The organism is Aquitalea sp., from assembly GCF_030150775.1.
Taxonomy (GTDB): domain Bacteria; phylum Pseudomonadota; class Gammaproteobacteria; order Burkholderiales; family Chromobacteriaceae; genus Aquitalea; species Aquitalea denitrificans.
On sequence record NZ_JASLFG010000003.1, the window covers coordinates 32,058 to 49,544 of the forward strand.

Below are 17,487 nucleotides of genomic sequence, written 5' to 3' on the forward strand. Positions count from 1 at the left end.
TCACTCCCCGCCACTCGCTTCCGCAGGTAGACGCTGCCAAACCATCCAGAACTCCTGACCAGCAAAGACGGGGATGGTGGAGTCAACTGCCCGACACTCCTGCAAGACAAAGTGTCCGGAAAAAAGCTGCTGCAGCGCCGGCAGGCTGGTACCAAACGGTGGTCCCTTCGGTTTCTCGGCCAGAAAAAACACCCCTGCCAGGTAACCACCGGGGCAAATCAACTGACTCATCTTCTGGGTATAGTCGTCCCAGCGGCCTGGCGGCAAGGCACAGAGAAAAGCACGTTCAAATATTGCGTCATAAGCTTGCCGGGCCGGCAGGGCAAAGAAATCTGCCTGCCATAAGCGGGCCGGGGTGTCTTGCAAGGCAAGCGTAGCGCGCTGGATGGCTTCAAGACTGAAGTCGATGGCATCCACTTGCATGCCCGCTTTTACCAACCAGGGCACGTCGCTGGCACTGCCGCAGCCAGGCAGAAGAATCCTGCTAGCTGCAGGCAGCGTGGCAATGAAACGATGCATCTGCTCATCTGGGCTGGCACCTTCCCAGGGGGTCACCCCCTGCTGATAGCGCTGATCCCAGAATTCTGGCAGCGAGCTGTCTTGCGCCATACTTCAGTCCTCTCTTTAATGCTAATTTGCTAACGTAATATATTGGTGCAGTTGCGCTTCCACCCCATCCAGCCCTTGTTCCATGGCCAGCGGCAAGGCCCGGCCATCGGGCAAGCGCAGTTGCAGTTGTGCGTTATGCAGACGTAGCAGGATCGCCCGGCCCTCCAGCCGTACGACACCCCACTCAATGCCGTCCAAGTTTTGCAAGTCGAGCAAGGTACCCAAGCGTTCGGCAATATCCAGCAGTGGCTGGCGTAGCGGCAACCGTTGCCACACCTGTTCGCGCTCTGTGCCTTCCATGAAGCACCAGTTGGAAATCTCGGCAAAACTGCGGGCACAACCACGACAGACATTGTCACCTACCGCAGTCGTGCAACGTGCGATACATGGGGAGTCGGGACGCTCCAACACTATTGATTACTCCTGAATGAAACACTTCCGTCATATTTCTTGACGAACGCAATAAAAATGTCAGATAACTGAAAGACCGCTGCAACACGATAAAGCCCAATGCCTCGCAACGAATTATTGGTTTTCAGAATATTACGCATTCTGCGCGCCAAGCAGGTGCAATATCTGGATGAACGCCAGATCATGACAGCCATCCGGCGCGAAACGGGGGACGAGTTCAACGAGCCCACCATCCATGCGCACCTGCATTACATGCAGCAGCATGGTCTGCTCAAACCGGTCAACCTGAAGCAGCAGGGACGCGGCTATGGGCTGGACTGGGCCGGCTACGACTATCTGGATGCGTCCTGAAGCTGCGGCCCGGGAGCAGAATATCAAGTATACCGACCGACAACACTGGCCCTTGCCTGCACTGGCCTGAAAACACAAAACCCCGGCTTCCCGGGGTTTTTTCATGGCCTGGCCTTGCAGCTCAGGCTGTGGTTGCAGGTGGCTGCGCCAGCATGGCCAGTTCCTGTTCGGTAAACAGGCGCGACAGGGTTACAAAACGCATGCCTTCACTCCCCTCCAACGAAAAGCTGCTGCTGCGCCCTGGCTGGGCATCGATGGTCAGTTGGCAGTTCTGCCAATAACCATACAAAAACGCGCTGATATAAAAAGGGCAGCCGCCGATTTCTCCCAGCAAAATGTCATGATCGCCAACACGGAATTCCTGCTGGGTAAAGCACAGTGGCGCGCTGCCGTCACAACACCCACCAGACTGGTGGAACAGCAAGGAACCATGACGCTGGCACAACACCGACAATAGTTCCGCAGCACGCTCAGTCATGTTGACGCGGGAAATCATGTCATTCCTTTGCGAGATACCGGCGGCGCCAAAGCGAGAGCGGCTCGCGCCACCCCCAAGGAGGACCGCTACTTGCAAGCGGTCACGACCAGGCAGGCCGTGACCGTGCAATGGACTGCTGCCGGCCAGTCGACAGCGTGCGGATGAGCCCCACGCCGCCTATAGCCGGATACACCGTGATTTAGAAGAAGCCCAGTGCCTTCGGGCTATAGCTTACCAGCAGGTTTTTGGTTTGCTGGTAGTGATCCAGCATCATTTTGTGCGTTTCACGACCGATACCGGATTTCTTGTAACCACCAAAGGCAGCATGTGCCGGGTAGAGGTGGTAGCAGTTGGTCCAGACACGGCCAGCCTTGATCTCGCGGCCCATGCGGTAGGCGGTATTGCCGTCACGGGTCCAGACACCGGCTCCCAGGCCAAAGGCGCTGTCGTTGGCAATGCGCAGGGCTTCTTCCTTGTCCTTGAAGGTGGTGACCGCAACCACCGGTCCGAAGATTTCCTCCTGGAACACGCGCATCTTGTTGTGGCCAGCCAGAATCGTCGGCTGCACGTAGAAGCCCTCGGCCAGTTGGCCACCCAGATGTGCCTGACCGCCGCCAGTAAGAATCTGTGCACCTTCGGCACGACCGATATCGATGTAGGACAGGATCTTGTCCAGCTGCTCGCGTGAGGCCTGGGCACCGATCATGGTTGCCATGTCCAGCGGGTTGCCCTGCTTGATGGACTTGACGCGGGCGACCGCACGCTCCATGAAGGCTTCGTAGATGGACTCCTGCACCAGCACGCGCGACGGGCAGGTACATACTTCACCCTGATTCAGGGCAAACATGGCAAAGCCCTCCAGCGCCTTGTCAAAGAAGTCGTCATCTTCGCGCATCACGTCTTCAAAGAAGATGTTGGGCGATTTGCCACCCAGCTCCAGCGTCACCGGAATGATGTTTTCGGCTGCGTATTGCATGATCAGGCGGCCGGTGCCGGTTTCACCGGTAAAGGCCACCTTGGCAATGCGCGGATTGGTGGCCAACGGCTTGCCGGCCTCCACGCCAAAACCGTTCACCACATTGAGCACGCCTTCCGGCAGCAGGTCGGCAATCACTTCCATCAGCACCAGAATGGCCATCGGGGTCTGCTCGGCCGGCTTGAGCACGATGCAGTTACCAGCAGCCAGCGCCGGAGCCAGCTTCCAGGCTGCCATCAGCAGGGGGAAGTTCCACGGGATGATCTGCCCCACCACGCCCAGCGGTTCGTGGAAATGGTAGGCCACGGTGTCTTCGTCCAGCTCGGACAGCGAGCCTTCCTGCGACCGCAGGCAGGAGGCGAAATAGCGGAAGTGATCCACGGCCAGCGGCAGGTCGGCAGCATTGGTTTCGCGGATGGGCTTGCCGTTGTCCAGGGTTTCCACCAGCGCGAGGAAAGGCAGGTACTCTTCCAGACGGTCAGCAATCTTCAGCAATACATTGGCACGCACAGCCGGTGCGGTGCGGCCCCAGCGGTCGGCGGCGGCATGAGCGGCATCCAGTGCCAGTTCGATATCGGCAGCGGTGGAGCGGGCAATGTCACACAGCGGCTTGCCATCGATCGGGCTGATGTTGGTGAAGTACTGGCCCTGTACCGGTGCCACCCAGCGGCCGCCGATGAAGTTGTCGTAACGGGATTTCAGCGGGAGTTTCTTGCTGAGTGCTGCGAGCGCTTGCTGATACATGACGTTGCCTCCTGGCTATTAGAATCGGAGCGCCGGCGTGTCTACCGGCTGCCAGGTCATTGTGCGAAATCGCCCTGCATTCCTCTATTCGACTTTGGTCTTAGAAAAGTAGCAGCAAGCCTGTCAGCTTGATCAGCAGCCGGTAGGCTGTGCCAGTCGGCCCAGATGACCGATGAGCGCGCGCAATTTGGCCGGACGTACCGGCTTGGTCAGCATCGCCCAGTCGCCGGCAGCAATTTCAGCGGCGACTTCCGGCGTACGGTCCGCCGTGATGATGGCGGCCGGAATCCTTTGCTGCAGTTGCTGATAGAGCGCGCGGATCACCTGCGGCCCACGCTCGTCGTGGTCCAGATGGTAATCGGCCAGAATCACATCCGGCGGCCGGCTCAATTGCGCCAGCAAGGCCAGCGCCTGCTCAGCACCACCAGCAGCCAGCGGCAGGCAACCCCAGCCGGATAGCAAGGTGCTCATGCCGGCCAGAATGGCCGGCTCATTATCGATCAGCAGTACTGACAGGCCTTGCAGCTCCGACGGACCGGATACCGCCACCCGCTCCTGCTGGCGTGGCATGGTACTGACGGACTCGGCCTGGCCATAGGGCAGCACAATACCAAAGAAAGAGCCACGGCCATAATGCGAACGCACCACCAGCCGGTGTTGCAAACGACCGGCCAGCCGCTTGACGATGGCCAGTCCCAGCCCCAGGCCCTTGCTGCACATGGCACTGTGCTCGGACAAGCGCTGGAACTCTTCGAACACCAGCGACAGCTTGCCTGCGGGAATGCCCTGCCCCTGGTCCCACACTCCAACCAGCACGCCTTCGGCAGTTCGCCGTGCGCCCAGCAGCACGCGGCCCTGCTCGCTATAGCGCAGCGCATTGCTGAGGAAGTTGCGCAGGATACGCCCCAGCAACACCCAGTCGGTATGCACCACCACCGGCAAGGGATGGCAACGCAGGCTTAATCCGCGCTCGGCCAGCAAGGGGCTAAACTCGATGCTGATCTGACGCAGTAGTTGGTCCAGATGAAAGTGGCTGTGCTCTACTTGCAGCGCACCTGCATCAATGCGGGAAAGCTCCAGCAGCGTATTGATCAAATCATCCACCGCCTCCAGCGAGCTGGCGGCATGTTGTGCCAGGCGCATACCGTCACCGACAGTTTCGCGCTCGGCCAGACTGGCAACAAACAAGCGTGCCGCATTCAACGGCTGCAACAGATCGTGGCTGGCTGCGGCAAAAAAGCGCGTTTTGCTGCGATTGGCCTCTTCTGCCGCCACAATGGCCTCACGCAATTGGGTATTGGCCTGGCGCAGTTCGACGGTTCGTGCCGTCACACTCAACTCCAGCTCTTCTTTGGCCTGCTGCAGCACCTGCTCGGCACGGCGGGTCTGGGTGATGTCCTGGATCAGCGCATAAAAACCATGCACAGCACCATCTTCGCCAATATGGGGAATGAACGCCGCCTGGGCGTATTCCACCGAACGCTTGGGGGCTGGCATCTTGAGTTCGAAGACCGAGGAAATGCCGGCCAGCGCCTGCTCGACAAAATGGCGGCGCGGGTCATACAAGGCGGGTCCCAGCACATCGCGCAGGGTATGGCCGTTGATTTCGTGCACCGGTTTGCCAAACCAGTCTTCATACCCCTTGTTGGTGAAACGGTAGACCTGGTCTTTGTCGACATAGGAAATCAGCGCCGGCAGCGCATCGGTAATCAGCCTTAGCTTGGATTCACTCTCGCGCAGCGCGCGTTCATCGTGCTTGCGGGCAGTGACATCGCTGCAGGTAATCACGAAACCAGCATTGGGCATGGGACAGGATTCGATCTCCAGCACCAGGCCGTGGCCGGTTTCCACTTCGTAACTGCCGTGAACCGGACATAGCAGCGGGATTTCCGCCTCCAGCGGCAGCGCCTGGCCGAGGCGCAGGGTTGAGGGCGGCAGGCCGGCCAGTTCGCAGAAGCGGTGGTTCCAGGCCAACAAGCGCGAGTGCTGGTCGAACACGGCAATACCCTGGCGCAGGCTGTTGACCGTGGCTTCCAGCAACTGACGGTGCGCCGCCTGGTCTTGCTGGCGCAACAACTGCTCCTGGCGCTTGATTTCGGTAATGTCGGTGTAAATGGCTACCCGGCCACCATCTGCGGTGGCGCGTTCGCTGATGCGCAGGCAGCGTCCGTCGCTCAGCGGCTCCAGATAGCTGCCACTACTGTCACGGTGCAGGCTGCTGCGCTGGGCACGCCAGTGATCTGCCTGCCCCAGCGCTTCCAGCGCACTGCCGGAATCAGCCAGATGATCCAGATATTCAGAAAAATACATGCCGGTGTGTACATGTCGTCGCAATGCTGGCTGCAAATCAACAAAGCGCTGGTTGAAGCGCACCAGCCGGTCGTGCTGGTCCCACTGGGCAAAACCGTCTGCAATGGTATCCACCGCCACACCCAGCCGGTTATTAGCCTGCTCGGCCACCAGCCGGGCTTCCTCCAGCGCGATATTGCTGGTTTTCAGGTCGTTGATGGCACGCTCCAGCGCGTGGGTACGCTCCTGGATGCGTTTTTCCAGCTCAGCCGAAACCTGGAAAATGGTAAAGGAATTGCCATTGTCCGCCATGCCGCTTTCCACGCGGTAGATCAGCGCATTGTTGATCTTGCGCAGCTTGGCATTGTCCTTTTCCAGCAGGGCAATGTACTGCAGCAACGCAGGCTTGTCGGCAAGATTGATGTCAGCAGCCGAATCCATGCTTACCCCCGGAATTATCCTGCACGATCAGCGGCATAACCGATGGCAATGCCGGTGAAGGTCTGGTTCACATGCATGGCATTGAATTGCTCGCCATAGGTATTGAAGCCAACAACCCGGTTCTGTACCAGCAGGTGGGACAGCCGGCTTTGCGCATCGGTATTGCTGATCATGATGCGACGCAGTACACAGTCACAACCCAGCACCACCTGCAAGGGGCCAAGCTGGCTGCGCACGCGGGCAAAGGTCTGATCCAGGCTGGCCACCAGATCCTGCGCCTGCGTACCAGACAGCACCACGCCCTCGTCCACGCTACAGAAAAAGGACAACGACAGGTCGGAATTCACGCGCTGGATGGAGCGCACATACGGCACGCCGCCTACTTGCAACACCAGCGGGTGGGCAGCAAAGGTATTGGCGTCCAGCTGGTCCGGGTCCAGCCCCAGCGTGCGGCAATATTCCACCGCGGCCGGCTCGGCATTGATTTCCGTTACCAGCCGGCTGTCGACATCCGCTTCGGTAATCACCATGCGCTCGCCGCTGCGGGCGGCATGTTCGGACTTGAACATTTCAAAGGGATGGCGGCTGGCCACCATGACAAAGGCAGCCGCCTGATTATGAAACCGGCCATCCAGCAATACGGCGGTGTTTTCGAAACGCATATTGTCACCGGCAGACCCCCCCAGCAGCGGGATATTCCCCAGTGCAGATGACAAGCGGCTGGCTACCCGCTCCTCGCAGGCTGCCAGGCCGTCTATCAGCATCAGCGCAAAGCTGTTACGGTCGATGGCTTTGCCGCTGTTGCGCGCCAGCTCGTGCCTGGCCGTCATCACCGCTTCAAATGCGTCGGCCAGCTCGAAAGCGTGCAGATTATCCAGCCGGGAAGCCACGGCAAAAAAATCCGGCTCTGCAAAGCTAACGCCGCTGATGCTGCCTTGCTGATAACCATGGCAGCCGATTTCACCGGCCGTGGTACATCCCACCACCAGCGCAGTACCAAAATGCTGCTGCAAAGCAGGTGCCAGCCGGGTCAGATCATAAGCCGGGGAAATGAACAGCAGCACCAGGGACAGCGCTGGCTGATACAGCTGAGCAAACAGCTCAGCCGCAGCCGGCAGCGGATCCTGCTGCTGGGTGCTGCCCAGCAATACCTGGGGCTTCTCCATCTTGTCTCCACCTTGCTGCCCGGTGCTGCAGGGGCAGCCATTCTTGTGAGTTGGCCGGTTTTATTGATTGATATGCACCGGCTCGTACTTTTGTTGCATGGCAAAATCCGGTCGGCCCTGTCAGGCTTGCCCGAATCCGTTCATTGCATTCTAGCGCTGCATCTGCAGCAGCGGCCAATGCCATCAACAAGATGATGATGTGCAAACATGCTTTTGGTGCAGCATGTCGGGCTCATGCTGCCAGCATCAGCGGTTTCAGGCTATAGTCTTGAACGCTGTCAACGCCGGGCAGCCACTTTTGCGAGGCCGATTCAAGATGGATATGAGTGTATTGATTGCCGATGATCATCCGCTGTTCCGCGAGGCACTGAAGGACGTGGTACTGGAAGCGTTCGGACGAGATATCCGTCTGATTGAATGCACATCACTGGAAGAAGTACAGGCCGCCATCAATGACGACTCTCTGGAACTGGCATTGCTGGACCTCAACATGCCCGGCATGCATGGCCTCAGCGGCATTGCCCTGCTACGGCAAGCCGCACCGGTAGTACCGCTGGTGGTGGTTTCCGCCGACGAGCGCAACGAAGTGGTAACAGCGGCACTGCAACTGGGTGTATGCGGCTTCATACCCAAATCCACCCCGCGCAAACAAATGGCCGATGCGGTACGCCGTATTGCCGAAGATGGAGAAATCTACCAACCTGCGCAACTTGCCGGTCACGACACCAACAGCCTCACACCGCTGCCGCTGTCCCCCGAACAACTGGCCATGCGCAGCCGCATTGCCAGCCTTACCCGACAAGAACGCTGCGTACTGGAAGCCATTGTGGCAGGCAAGCCCAACAAGATTGTCGCCCACGAGTTGAACATTGCCGAAAGCACCGTCAAGGCACATGTCTCGGCCATCCTGCGCAAACTGGAAGTCAATAGTCGAACCCAGGCAGTGATCAAGGCTGGGCCATTACTGGGCTAAAAATAAGCCCTTGCCATCCATTCGCCATCATTTCGCTGACATAACCCATGGTCGGTTGCCCAGGTATGGCAAGCAGCACAAAACCATCACGCCCTGCAAAGCCTTCCCTCGCTCTGCTTTTATCTTACCAATATCAAAAACAGCAGCATGAAATTCAACTAACAGAATTTTCAATTAAGTAGAAAGAAAATAATTTTTACTACTCAGAAAATTACATAAGTACATAAGGAAATAAGACTGAGATTACATATTGACTGATCAAATATAAAACTTGAGGATATAACCACCTGACGCATCAGAAAAATGCATCAGTCAGGTCATATTGCAAACTCAAGGAGCCTACACATGTCTGCAAAACTGCATATTCTCATTCTGACTGCCCTGTTAAGCAGCTCTGGCCTGGCCATTGCCTCCAATGACTCCAGCAAGAGCAGCACTTCGCCTGCCAAATCACCAGCCAAATCACCAGCCAAATACTCAATCAGCTGCAATGACTATCTGGTGCTGAAGGAAACCGACAAACCGGTCATTATCGGTTACGAAATCAGCAAACACAAAAATGGCAAAGTATCCGCAGCGGAAATCATTGCAGACGTTGAGAAAATCGGACCGGAGCTTGATGCCTACTGCAAGGTAAACAAAGATAAAACCATGTGGCAAAAAATCAAGAGTGTATTCTGATCTTATCCTGAATAGCAGGATCAATTTTGATATTCTGCCTAATGTACTGCCTCGACACTTAAATCAATCAGTATAAAACATCATCCTGAAGTGTATTGGCCTGACACTGGTCTTTGGTTTTCTGATTGTTGTACCAGTAAACATATACCCAGGATGACTCCTCGCAGGAAAACCGGAAGCTACAAGCCCCCCTGCTTGCAGCTTCCGGTTTAGCCAGGGCAGCAGCCTAGCATGGCAATTACACCTTATATTGCGCTACAGCCTTGCTCATGCGCTCCACATTGATTTGCAGCTGGCTGGAATCTGACTCGGTGGCGCGTGCAATCTGGAGATTCTGATCTGTCAGCGCAGCCACGGATTCCAGGCTTTGTTCCATCAGATCCATCCCTGCTTTCTGCTCATCTGCCGAATGGCTTATTTCACCCACCATACCCACTGCCCTGCTCATTTGCAGACTGATTTCATCTAGCACCCCATGCGCCTGGTGCACCAGATTCACACTGGTATTCACCTGAGCTGCACTTTGTCGCATGCTGCCAACAGCACCGCTGGTATCCGCCTGGATACGAGCAATCATCTTGTCGATTTCCAGCGTGGCCTTGGCGGTACGCTCAGCCAACTTGCGTACTTCATCAGCCACTACTGCAAAGCCGCGGCCGGTTTCGCCTGCCCGGGCTGCTTCGATGGCAGCATTAAGCGCCAGCAGATTGGTCTGCTCGGCAATGTCCTTGATGACATTAGCCACCTTGCCGATATCCTCGGTTCGCACGCCTAGCTGCTCCACCGTCTCTGCCGAGCCAATCACTGACACCGCCAGAGCACGGATGGTTTCAGTTGCATGCTCGGATAAACGGGAAGCCTCTTCCGCCTTGCTGCCAACATCCCGGGTGACCGATTCGGTATCGTGGGCATGACGTGCAATCAGGCCGATGGAGGCCGCCAGCTGCTCTATGGTTGCAGCTGATTCACTGGTTTTATCCGTCTGCAGGGACGCGGCAGAAACCATTTCAGCCACGCTGCGGTTCAGACTGCCAGAAGTATCCTGCACATTACGCGCAGCATTCTGCATGACCTGCAGTGTCGCCGCGACTGCTGCAGTCTGGTTGTCCAGCTCTGTAGCAATATGGCTGATGATATCGTTGCGCGTAGGCTGCAACGAAGCCTGCAGATTGCCGGTACTGAGCAGGTCATTGAGGAAATGGTGAATGCGGTTGAGTCGACCCATTGTCCTTGGCATCGTGACAAACAACTGCCACAAACCAAACAGCAAGGCCAAGGCAGCCACCCAGTAAAACTGGGAGGTAATATCACTGAAACGGGTAGACAGCAAACCCAGCACCAGGCTGGCCAATAACAAGAACAGCGTAAAATAGAGCTGGAAACCAAAGCCTTTGGCCATCATTCGCCAGGCAGCCTGGTTGCGGACAACCCGACCATTCTCGATACGGATTGAACGGTCCCCTTGCCGGATACGCCGATACAATTGCTCGACAGCGACTACCTCATCGCGCCCCGGCGGTGTTCGCACCGACTGGTAAGCAACAATTCTTCCCTGCTCGCGAACTGGCGATGCATTGGCCCTCACCCAGTAGTAGCCTCCATCCTTGCGCCGGTTTTTGACCAGCCCGCGCCATGGACGACCCTGCTTCAGATTGCGCCACATATCGGCAAAAGCCTCCTCCGGCATGTCCGGATGGCGAATCAGGTTATGTGGCTGCCCCAGCATTTCCGCTTGTTCAAACCCGCTTATTTCTGCAAATGCCTGGTTTGCCTCGGTAATATTTCCTTGTGTGTCGGTTCTCGAGTAAATAAAAACACCATCTGGAACAATGGTTTCCTGCTGGCTGACTGGCTGATTGTTGCGCATGTTTTTATAGATGAATGGTTTGATGTTGAGATTTGTTTTGCAGACCCGTATCCAAGCACAATGCAAGCGGCATCATAGCCAGTAATATTTACATAACCATGATGATTACATTGTTTTTCATCTGCGCGCAATCAATAGGAAATGTTTAAACTATTCCAGCAAAAATTATTGATCAAACAGAAAAACCAAGAAGCAACCAGCCAACTTAATTCGGACACACCAAGCGCCTACATCCAGCCACCAGCAGCAACACCGACCAGTCACCTCCCCCTGAGATGACAACCATGCCAAAATCATAAAAATTTACCAAAAGGTCAAATACAGTTCATCACCAGACCCGGAATTTATCCTTCAAGCCCTACACAACAGTCGTCGCCCCTCGCCTCTGCTCAGCAATATTGCACAACTGAAAATTACATTAGTGCCAAGGTATTATTTACGGCATCAATTCAAAGGAGAAACCCTGCCTGGGTGAGCTACTGCGTTATGTCAGCAACTGCCACGTTTGCTGCGATAGCCGGGCTTGAAGAGGAAATCGGCTACGCCATTGCATAGCAGCTCACTAGTTGAGCCACGACATACCGTGTCCGGAGTCAATGCCTGCTGGCCCGGCTTTCAGGATATGCCGCCAGCACTGGCAACCGTAATGATATTGGCATTAATGAAACAAACCTGCATCCAGGGCCTGCACCCCTTTCCGGCCCCAGATCAACATACGGTGGGCGTTCATATTGATATCTGCCATGTGATCGGTACGCCGGTCGGCATGAAGGTGGCGGGAAAATTGAGCTGATCGAAACCGATGGCAGGACCTTGCTATTCAAAGTCACCTGCCATGACGAGACGGGCCTGATTGGTGAAGCCTTGCATCGGCGCGCATTCATCAACATTGCGCGCCTCATGCAGCCGCTGCAGAAGCAAAGCCCCACTCGGCAATAGCCCCACAGCGATAGGTTTCAAGCGGTATTGGAAATGCTTGAGCATGAACCGATGTCTGCACAACCGATAAAAAACGAACTCGCAATAGAAAGTCCCAGGTATTTTCCTGCTGCCAGATGGCTTCCGCGCTCACCGAGGATGGGTTATTTACAACAATTAACATGATGTTTGTTTGATATAGATCAATAGACATCCTGCGCGAGATGTGTTTTCCCCTGTCCGGCTTAGGCTTTCAGTAAGCGCTTCGTCTTAGAATAATTACGGGAGCTGGACATGAAAAAACCCTACCACCTCGCATGTCTGTCTGTTTTATATCCCTTGTTGATGTTGCTGTTCCAACAGCATGCTTTTGCCTTGCCAAGCTATGCCCGACAAACGGGTGAAGCATGCGTGGCCTGTCATGTCAGCTTCCCGGAGCTGACTCCCTACGGTCGACTGTTCAAATTATCCGGCTACACATTGGGTACGACACAGCGCTTTCCCGTTGCGGCCATGGCAGTAGCCTCTGTCAGCAAGGTATCCAATACGCAAGGCAATGACAGCAGCTACCCGCGCAATAATGAGCTGCAGCTGGAGGGTGGCAGCCTGTTTATTGCCGGCAAGATCGGGGACCATGTCGGCATGTTTTCCCAATGGACCTACAACAACCTCAACAGCACAAGCCAAGCCGATGGCAGCACGACCTTCAGCGGCAAAACCACCGTAGACAACAATGATTGGCGGCTGAGCTGGCACCTAGCCAAGACTGACCTTGACCTGATCTACGGCCTGACACTGAATAACAACCCGACGGTACAGGATGCATGGAATTCCACGCCGGCGTTCGGTTATCCCTACCAATCCTCGCGGCTAGCCGGCGTCTGGGGAATCGGACCACAGGCAACCCTTATTGAAGGGGGACTGGCCCAGCAAGTGGCCGGGCTGAGCGCCTATGCTTTTCTCAACAAGAACTGGTATGCCGAGATAGGCAGCTATCGCGTGGCAGATGGCCCGTTCTCCTTCCTCAGTCACGGGGTGGATCTGAGCAACCGCCTGAGCGGCAACAATCCCTACTTGCGTTTTGCCTATAACCGGGACTGGGGGCTGAATTCCCTTACTGTCGGTGTGTTCGGCATGGATGCCAAAGTCCACGCCGATAGTAGCGACACCAATTCACCGCTGGATCATTACCACGACCGTGGAATCGACATGCAATACCAGTACTTGTCTGATCCGCACATTTTCACCACCCAGCTTTCCTATATTCATGAAAGTACGGACTGGGATGCCTCACATGTCGGCAATGACCGGGCGACAAGCAATAGCAAGCTGAACAGCATTAGGGCCAAGACCAGTTACTGGTATCAGCACACTTATGGACTGACCCTGGGGTATTTTGGCGAACATGGCACAACTGACTGGACCGCCTGGAGCAATACCGGCAGCCCGGATACGACAGGCTATATGCTTGAGTTCGATTACATGATCAAACCCTACTGGCGAGTCGGGCTGCAATATACCGCTTTCATGAAATATCAGGGTGCCAGTCACAACTATGATGGCAATGGCCGTAATGCACGGGACAACAACACGACCTATCTTTACACCTGGATAGCCTTCTAGGAGCGATGGCCATGAAAATCACGAGAATTGCACTGCTTGGCATGCTGATCCTGACTCCACTGCATGTTGCAGCAGCTGGTGCGGCTGAAGATCTGGCACGACAGTGGTGTGCCAATTGCCATGCTGCGGATGGAAATAGCAGCTCCCCTCTGTTTCCACGCCTGGCCGGCCAGCAGGCCGGCTATATCGTGCAGCAATTGCAGGCACTCAAAAACCATAGCCGCAGTGATGAATCCGCCCATGACTATATGTGGGGAGTAGCTGCCACCTTGGATGACAACACCATTGCCAGCATTGCGGAGTATTTTGCCGGGCAAAAGCCGCTGCCCAACCCGGCCACGGTAGCGGCCTCCCTGGTCGACCAGGGAGGGATGCTGTTCAGGAATGGCAATGAAGCCAAGGGAACTCCGCCTTGCATGGCCTGCCATGGACCTAATGGGGAAGGCAGTGAGAGCGGGCCGCGGCTGGCGGGTCAGCATGCTGCCTATGTAGACAAGCAGCTACATGTATTTGCCAGTACACAGCGGCCTTCCGCCGTAGAGATGCAGGCGATTGTCAGAACACTGGATGACAAGGAAATCCGGGCACTGGCAGCCTATATCCAGGCACTGCACTAGCCTGCCACCAGCCGGCTGCCGAATATAGCCAGGGTGCTGCCACGGGATGCTGTACGGATATTATTGCGTCGCAGCCGGCAGTTGCCCACGGGCCGCTGCCAGAAAATCACGCAGCAGATGCATCTGGTACATCAGCCAGCAGGGCACCAGCGCCAACTCTTGAATGTGCGCTTACCTGGCCTCAACTGGCAGGGACGCAGCCATCGAAGAACGCGAATTCCTTTGCCTGGCTCCTGCTTCATCTCCTGACGGGGCTCAGTCTTGCCCGGCGTGTAGTCGCCAGCACTGGCTATATCGGATAGGCCAATGCACAGGCAGGCCATGATGGCAAATTGATAGGGTTTCACTTGGTAATCCGGAGCCAATGAGGCCAATGACAGGCATTATTCCTGAATATCATAAATCCCACCCCAATTCTTTGACCGTCCTTAGGCCCGCACCGCTTAAATGTAGAAAAGCCCACCATGACAGTGGGCTGTACGCGAAGGTGATGCGCTGCTTTTATTGGTGATGCTCAGGCAGTAGTGTCTATTCTTGTCCCGATAGTACCCGATGCCTGTGTAGCTTTCTGCTCGACTTCGTTGGCCTTGCTGTTGTCGTTGTCACCATCACGATCAGTGACACGCTGCGTAGCTTGGCTTGCTGCCCTGCTGACTGATTGATAACCCTGATAAGACGTTGCGCTGCTTACACTCGATATCATGGCCTTGTCCTCTTGATTGAGAGTCTCTCGACATTACTTTCGCAGAACAAGATTAAACGAACCTTAAATCGAGCAATTATTCCCATCATGGGCAAGCCTGGTGGTTGGAATCCAAGCGGCCATGCTCAGACAACCAGTTCGGTGGCAATGTGTATCTCGCCGGTCAGCAGTTTGTGTATCGGGCAGCTGTTGGCTACTTTCAGCAACTGGGCTTGCTGCTCCGGGCTCAACGCCCCCTTTACCTTGATCCGGCGCGTAATCATATTGCCGTTTTCTGGTTTGCCTTCCGGGTTGAGCTGTAATTCAACCTGTACCCCCTGCAATGGGAGTTGGCGGCGGGTAGCCACCATCTGCAAGGTAATCGCCGTGCAAGCACCCAGGCTGGCCAGCAGCAGCCGATCCGGCGTTGGTGCTGTATTGCCCCCACCCACCTCTTCTGGTTCATCGGCCGCCCAGCTATTGCCGAGGTCATCGGTAAATATCACACGGTAAGGCGTGTCTTGCAGCAGGGCCTTGACGGTGGCAGTAGACATTTTCTTCTCCTTATTCAGACAGCAACGCTAAGGTGTTCGGCATGGACAGTCGCCAGTACCTCAACCTTGCTGGCTGCAGCCATGCTCAAACACGCAAGCCAGGCGAATACCGGATCGGGTAGCTATCGGCAATGCGCGGTATGCAGCAGATAGATTACAACATCATCCCGCCGGAAGCCTCAATCCGCTGACCGGTTATCCAGTTGCTTTCAGCAGTAAGCAACGCAGCAATGGCGTCGCCAATGTCACTGGGCAGGCCCGCACGTCCCATCGCCGTATTGGCTGCGATCATGGCATTAACCTGTGGATTGTCGCGCGTGCTGCCACCGCCAAAGTCGGTTTCAATGGCTCCTGGAGCAAGCACGTTTACCGAAATACCACGCGGGCCGAGTTCCTTGGCAAGGTAGCGCGTGAGGGTTTCGATCGCCCCCTTCATCGTGGCGTAAGCAGCGTAGCCGGGAAAGCTGAAGCGCGCCAGGCCGCTGGATATATTCAGAATACGCCCACCATCGGCAATCAGTGGCAGTAGTGTTTGGGTGAGAAAGAAAACACCCTTGAGATGCACATTCATCAGTGCATCGAATTGTTCTTCTGTGGTTTCTGCAAAACTGCCATAGATACCCATACCAGCATTATTGACAAGGTAGTCGATCTGCCCGGCTTGCCACTTGGTCTGCAGCAGATTTTTCAATTGCGCTGTGAAGTCGGCAAAGCCACGCACATTACCTGCATCAAGTTGCAGCGCAGCTGCGCCGCGCCCTAGCTTTTCGATTTCAGCAACCAGTGCCGCAGCTTCATCCTGCCGGGTGTGGTAGGTGAAGATGACGTCAACGCCCTTGGCTGCCAGCTTGAGGGCTGCATTTTTACCGAGACCGCGGCTGCCGCCGGTGATGAGTGCGATGCGTTGAAACATGGTGATCTCCTGATTAGGGTGAGATGGCTCAGGGGCATTGCCGTCCTGATGCTTCGCAGTCTATTGGCAATAAATTACAGGATAAAGCATCAATTTATGGCTAAACTGTCCAATATTTACAAACAAATTCCTGCTCACCATGAACCAGCTCGATTCCATGCAGATTTTTGTGCGTGTTGCCGAACTCTCCAGCTTTACGGCGGCGGCGGAGAGCCTGGGGCTACCCAAGGCAACGGTTTCACTGGCGGTACAGCAGCTTGAGAATCTGCTCGGCACTCGCCTGCTGCACCGCACAACGCGCAGCGTGCAGATGACACAGGACGGGCGAGCCGTGTTCGAACGCAGCAAGGATCTGCTGGCTGATTTTGCTGAACTGCAGCTTCTGTTTCGCAAAGAACCTTCCGCAGTCAGCGGGCGCTTGCGGGTGGATATGCCGATTGCCATCGCACGGGATCTGGTGATTCCTAATCTGTCGGCCTTCCTGCGCCAGCATCCGGCACTGGAATTGGAACTGAGCAGCACCGATCGGCGCGTGGATCTGGTACGCGAGGGTTTCGATTGTGTGTTGCGGGTGGGAGCCTTGCTTGATTCCAGCCTGATTGCCAGGCCGCTTGGGCAGTACCACATGATCAACTGCGCCAGTCCTGCCTACATTGCCGAGTACGGTTTGCCGGCATCGCTTGCCGACCTCAGCCACCACCACCTGGTCCACTATCTCACCAACTTCGGTGGCCGCGAACCCGGCTTTGAATACCTTGATCCCGATACACCTGGCAGCATGCGCCATGTTCCCATGGGCGGTGTGCTCACCGTGAATAACTCCGAGGCCTATACGGCGGCCTGCCTCGCCGGGCTGGGCATCGTACAATCACCCGAGCCGGGCATGCGCAGCTATCTTGCTAACGGGCAACTGGTGGAATTACTACCCGCCTATCGCCCTGCGCCCATGCCCGTTTCTTTGGTTTACGCGAATCGCCGCCATTTGCCACAACGCGTGCAGGTGTTCATGAGCTGGATAAGCAGCCTGCTGCAGCCACGCTTGCTGGATGCTGCCAAGCTGTAACAAGCGGTATACATCCTGGTTTCAATGTCCATGCTTGCCCCTCAGTAAAAAATGGTGGCCCGCATAGTAGGTCTGCTCCGGTAGCCCCCAGCCTTGCCCAGATACGGCAAGACAAACCAGAGCGGCTCACC

The 17,487-nt window shown here is 55.9% G+C and carries 18 protein-coding genes; 8 read left to right on the forward strand and 10 right to left on the reverse strand.

The annotated features are described in order from the left end of the window. Together QVF59_RS00875 and QVF59_RS00880 are read right to left on the reverse strand one after the other, a co-directional pair. Window positions 1-609, reverse strand: coding sequence for a methyltransferase domain-containing protein (locus QVF59_RS00875; RefSeq protein WP_287876794.1), 609 nt, complete (start codon window positions 607-609; stop codon window positions 1-3). A 21-nt stretch (window positions 610-630) separates the two neighbouring features. Next, a complete protein-coding gene (locus QVF59_RS00880; protein ID WP_287876795.1) occupies window positions 631-1,020 on the reverse strand; it encodes a DUF1289 domain-containing protein in 390 nt (129 codons plus the stop codon). A 99-nt stretch (window positions 1,021-1,119) separates the two neighbouring features. Between QVF59_RS00880 and QVF59_RS00885 the strand changes: the two genes are divergently transcribed. Beyond that, a complete protein-coding gene (locus QVF59_RS00885; RefSeq protein ID WP_159875730.1) occupies window positions 1,120-1,371 on the forward strand; it encodes a hypothetical protein in 252 nt (83 codons plus the stop codon). Between the two features lie 121 nt (window positions 1,372-1,492). On the opposite strand, the gene QVF59_RS00890 is transcribed toward QVF59_RS00885, so the two are convergent. From QVF59_RS00890 to nosP, 4 genes are all read right to left on the reverse strand, one after another. Further along, a complete protein-coding gene (locus QVF59_RS00890) occupies window positions 1,493-1,867 on the reverse strand; it encodes a DUF779 domain-containing protein (RefSeq protein WP_159875728.1) in 375 nt (124 codons plus the stop codon). Window positions 1,868-2,048: 181 nt separating this feature from the next. Further along, window positions 2,049-3,569 carry an aldehyde dehydrogenase gene (adh, locus tag QVF59_RS00895; protein WP_287876797.1) on the reverse strand — a complete coding sequence of 507 codons (1,521 nt, stop codon included), beginning with the start codon at window positions 3,567-3,569 and terminating at the stop codon, window positions 2,049-2,051. Window positions 3,570-3,701: 132 nt separating this feature from the next. After that, window positions 3,702-6,299 (reverse strand): hybrid sensor histidine kinase/response regulator, encoded by a 2,598-nt coding sequence (locus QVF59_RS00900; protein WP_287876799.1) that lies wholly within the window; start codon window positions 6,297-6,299, stop codon window positions 3,702-3,704. A gap of 14 nt (window positions 6,300-6,313) precedes the next feature. Next, window positions 6,314-7,465, reverse strand: coding sequence for a nitric oxide-sensing protein NosP (gene nosP, locus QVF59_RS00905; protein WP_159875722.1), 1,152 nt, complete (start codon window positions 7,463-7,465; stop codon window positions 6,314-6,316). A 322-nt stretch (window positions 7,466-7,787) separates the two neighbouring features. On the opposite strand from nosP, the gene QVF59_RS00910 reads away from it, so the two are divergent. Both QVF59_RS00910 and QVF59_RS00915 read left to right on the forward strand, forming a co-directional pair. Continuing rightward, window positions 7,788-8,438 (forward strand): response regulator, encoded by a 651-nt coding sequence (locus QVF59_RS00910; RefSeq protein ID WP_240902617.1) that lies wholly within the window; start codon window positions 7,788-7,790, stop codon window positions 8,436-8,438. A 345-nt stretch (window positions 8,439-8,783) separates the two neighbouring features. Further along, a complete protein-coding gene (locus QVF59_RS00915; RefSeq protein WP_287876801.1) occupies window positions 8,784-9,119 on the forward strand; it encodes an HdeA/HdeB family chaperone in 336 nt (111 codons plus the stop codon). 238 nt (window positions 9,120-9,357) lie between these two features. On the opposite strand, the gene QVF59_RS00920 is transcribed toward QVF59_RS00915, so the two are convergent. After that, on the reverse strand, window positions 9,358-10,986 hold the full coding sequence (locus tag QVF59_RS00920) for a methyl-accepting chemotaxis protein (protein WP_287876802.1): 1,629 nt from the start codon (window positions 10,984-10,986) through the stop codon (window positions 9,358-9,360). Window positions 10,987-11,569: 583 nt separating this feature from the next. Between QVF59_RS00920 and QVF59_RS00925 the strand changes: the two genes are divergently transcribed. Both QVF59_RS00925 and QVF59_RS20900 read left to right on the forward strand, forming a co-directional pair. Further along, window positions 11,570-11,779 carry a thioesterase, FlK family gene (locus QVF59_RS00925; protein ID WP_287876804.1) on the forward strand — a complete coding sequence of 70 codons (210 nt, stop codon included), beginning with the start codon at window positions 11,570-11,572 and terminating at the stop codon, window positions 11,777-11,779. A gap of 20 nt (window positions 11,780-11,799) precedes the next feature. Continuing rightward, complete coding sequence (locus QVF59_RS20900) at window positions 11,800-11,925, forward strand: hypothetical protein (protein WP_420837515.1); 126 nt, start codon at window positions 11,800-11,802, stop codon at window positions 11,923-11,925. Here the strand turns inward: QVF59_RS20900 and QVF59_RS00930 are convergent. After that, on the reverse strand, window positions 11,885-12,088 hold the full coding sequence (locus QVF59_RS00930) for a hypothetical protein (RefSeq protein ID WP_287876806.1): 204 nt from the start codon (window positions 12,086-12,088) through the stop codon (window positions 11,885-11,887). The genes QVF59_RS20900 and QVF59_RS00930 overlap by 41 nt on opposite strands. A gap of 110 nt (window positions 12,089-12,198) precedes the next feature. Here QVF59_RS00930 and QVF59_RS00935 point away from each other — a divergent pair, with 110 nt between their 5' ends. Both QVF59_RS00935 and QVF59_RS00940 read left to right on the forward strand, forming a co-directional pair. Beyond that, window positions 12,199-13,527, forward strand: coding sequence for a hypothetical protein (locus QVF59_RS00935; protein ID WP_287876808.1), 1,329 nt, complete (start codon window positions 12,199-12,201; stop codon window positions 13,525-13,527). 11 nt (window positions 13,528-13,538) lie between these two features. Continuing rightward, window positions 13,539-14,144: a c-type cytochrome gene (locus QVF59_RS00940; RefSeq protein WP_287876809.1), complete on the forward strand. Its 606-nt coding sequence runs from the start codon at window positions 13,539-13,541 to the stop codon at window positions 14,142-14,144. A gap of 828 nt (window positions 14,145-14,972) precedes the next feature. On the opposite strand, the gene QVF59_RS00945 is transcribed toward QVF59_RS00940, so the two are convergent. Together QVF59_RS00945 and QVF59_RS00950 are read right to left on the reverse strand one after the other, a co-directional pair. Beyond that, complete coding sequence (locus QVF59_RS00945; protein ID WP_287876810.1) at window positions 14,973-15,380, reverse strand: OsmC family protein; 408 nt, start codon at window positions 15,378-15,380, stop codon at window positions 14,973-14,975. Between the two features lie 154 nt (window positions 15,381-15,534). Continuing rightward, window positions 15,535-16,293, reverse strand: a complete 759-nt coding sequence (locus tag QVF59_RS00950; RefSeq protein ID WP_159875710.1) for an SDR family NAD(P)-dependent oxidoreductase — start codon at window positions 16,291-16,293, stop codon at window positions 15,535-15,537. 139 nt (window positions 16,294-16,432) lie between these two features. On the opposite strand from QVF59_RS00950, the gene QVF59_RS00955 reads away from it, so the two are divergent. Then, a complete protein-coding gene (locus tag QVF59_RS00955; protein WP_287876812.1) occupies window positions 16,433-17,356 on the forward strand; it encodes a LysR family transcriptional regulator in 924 nt (307 codons plus the stop codon). The last annotated feature ends 131 nt before the right edge of the window (window positions 17,357-17,487 follow it).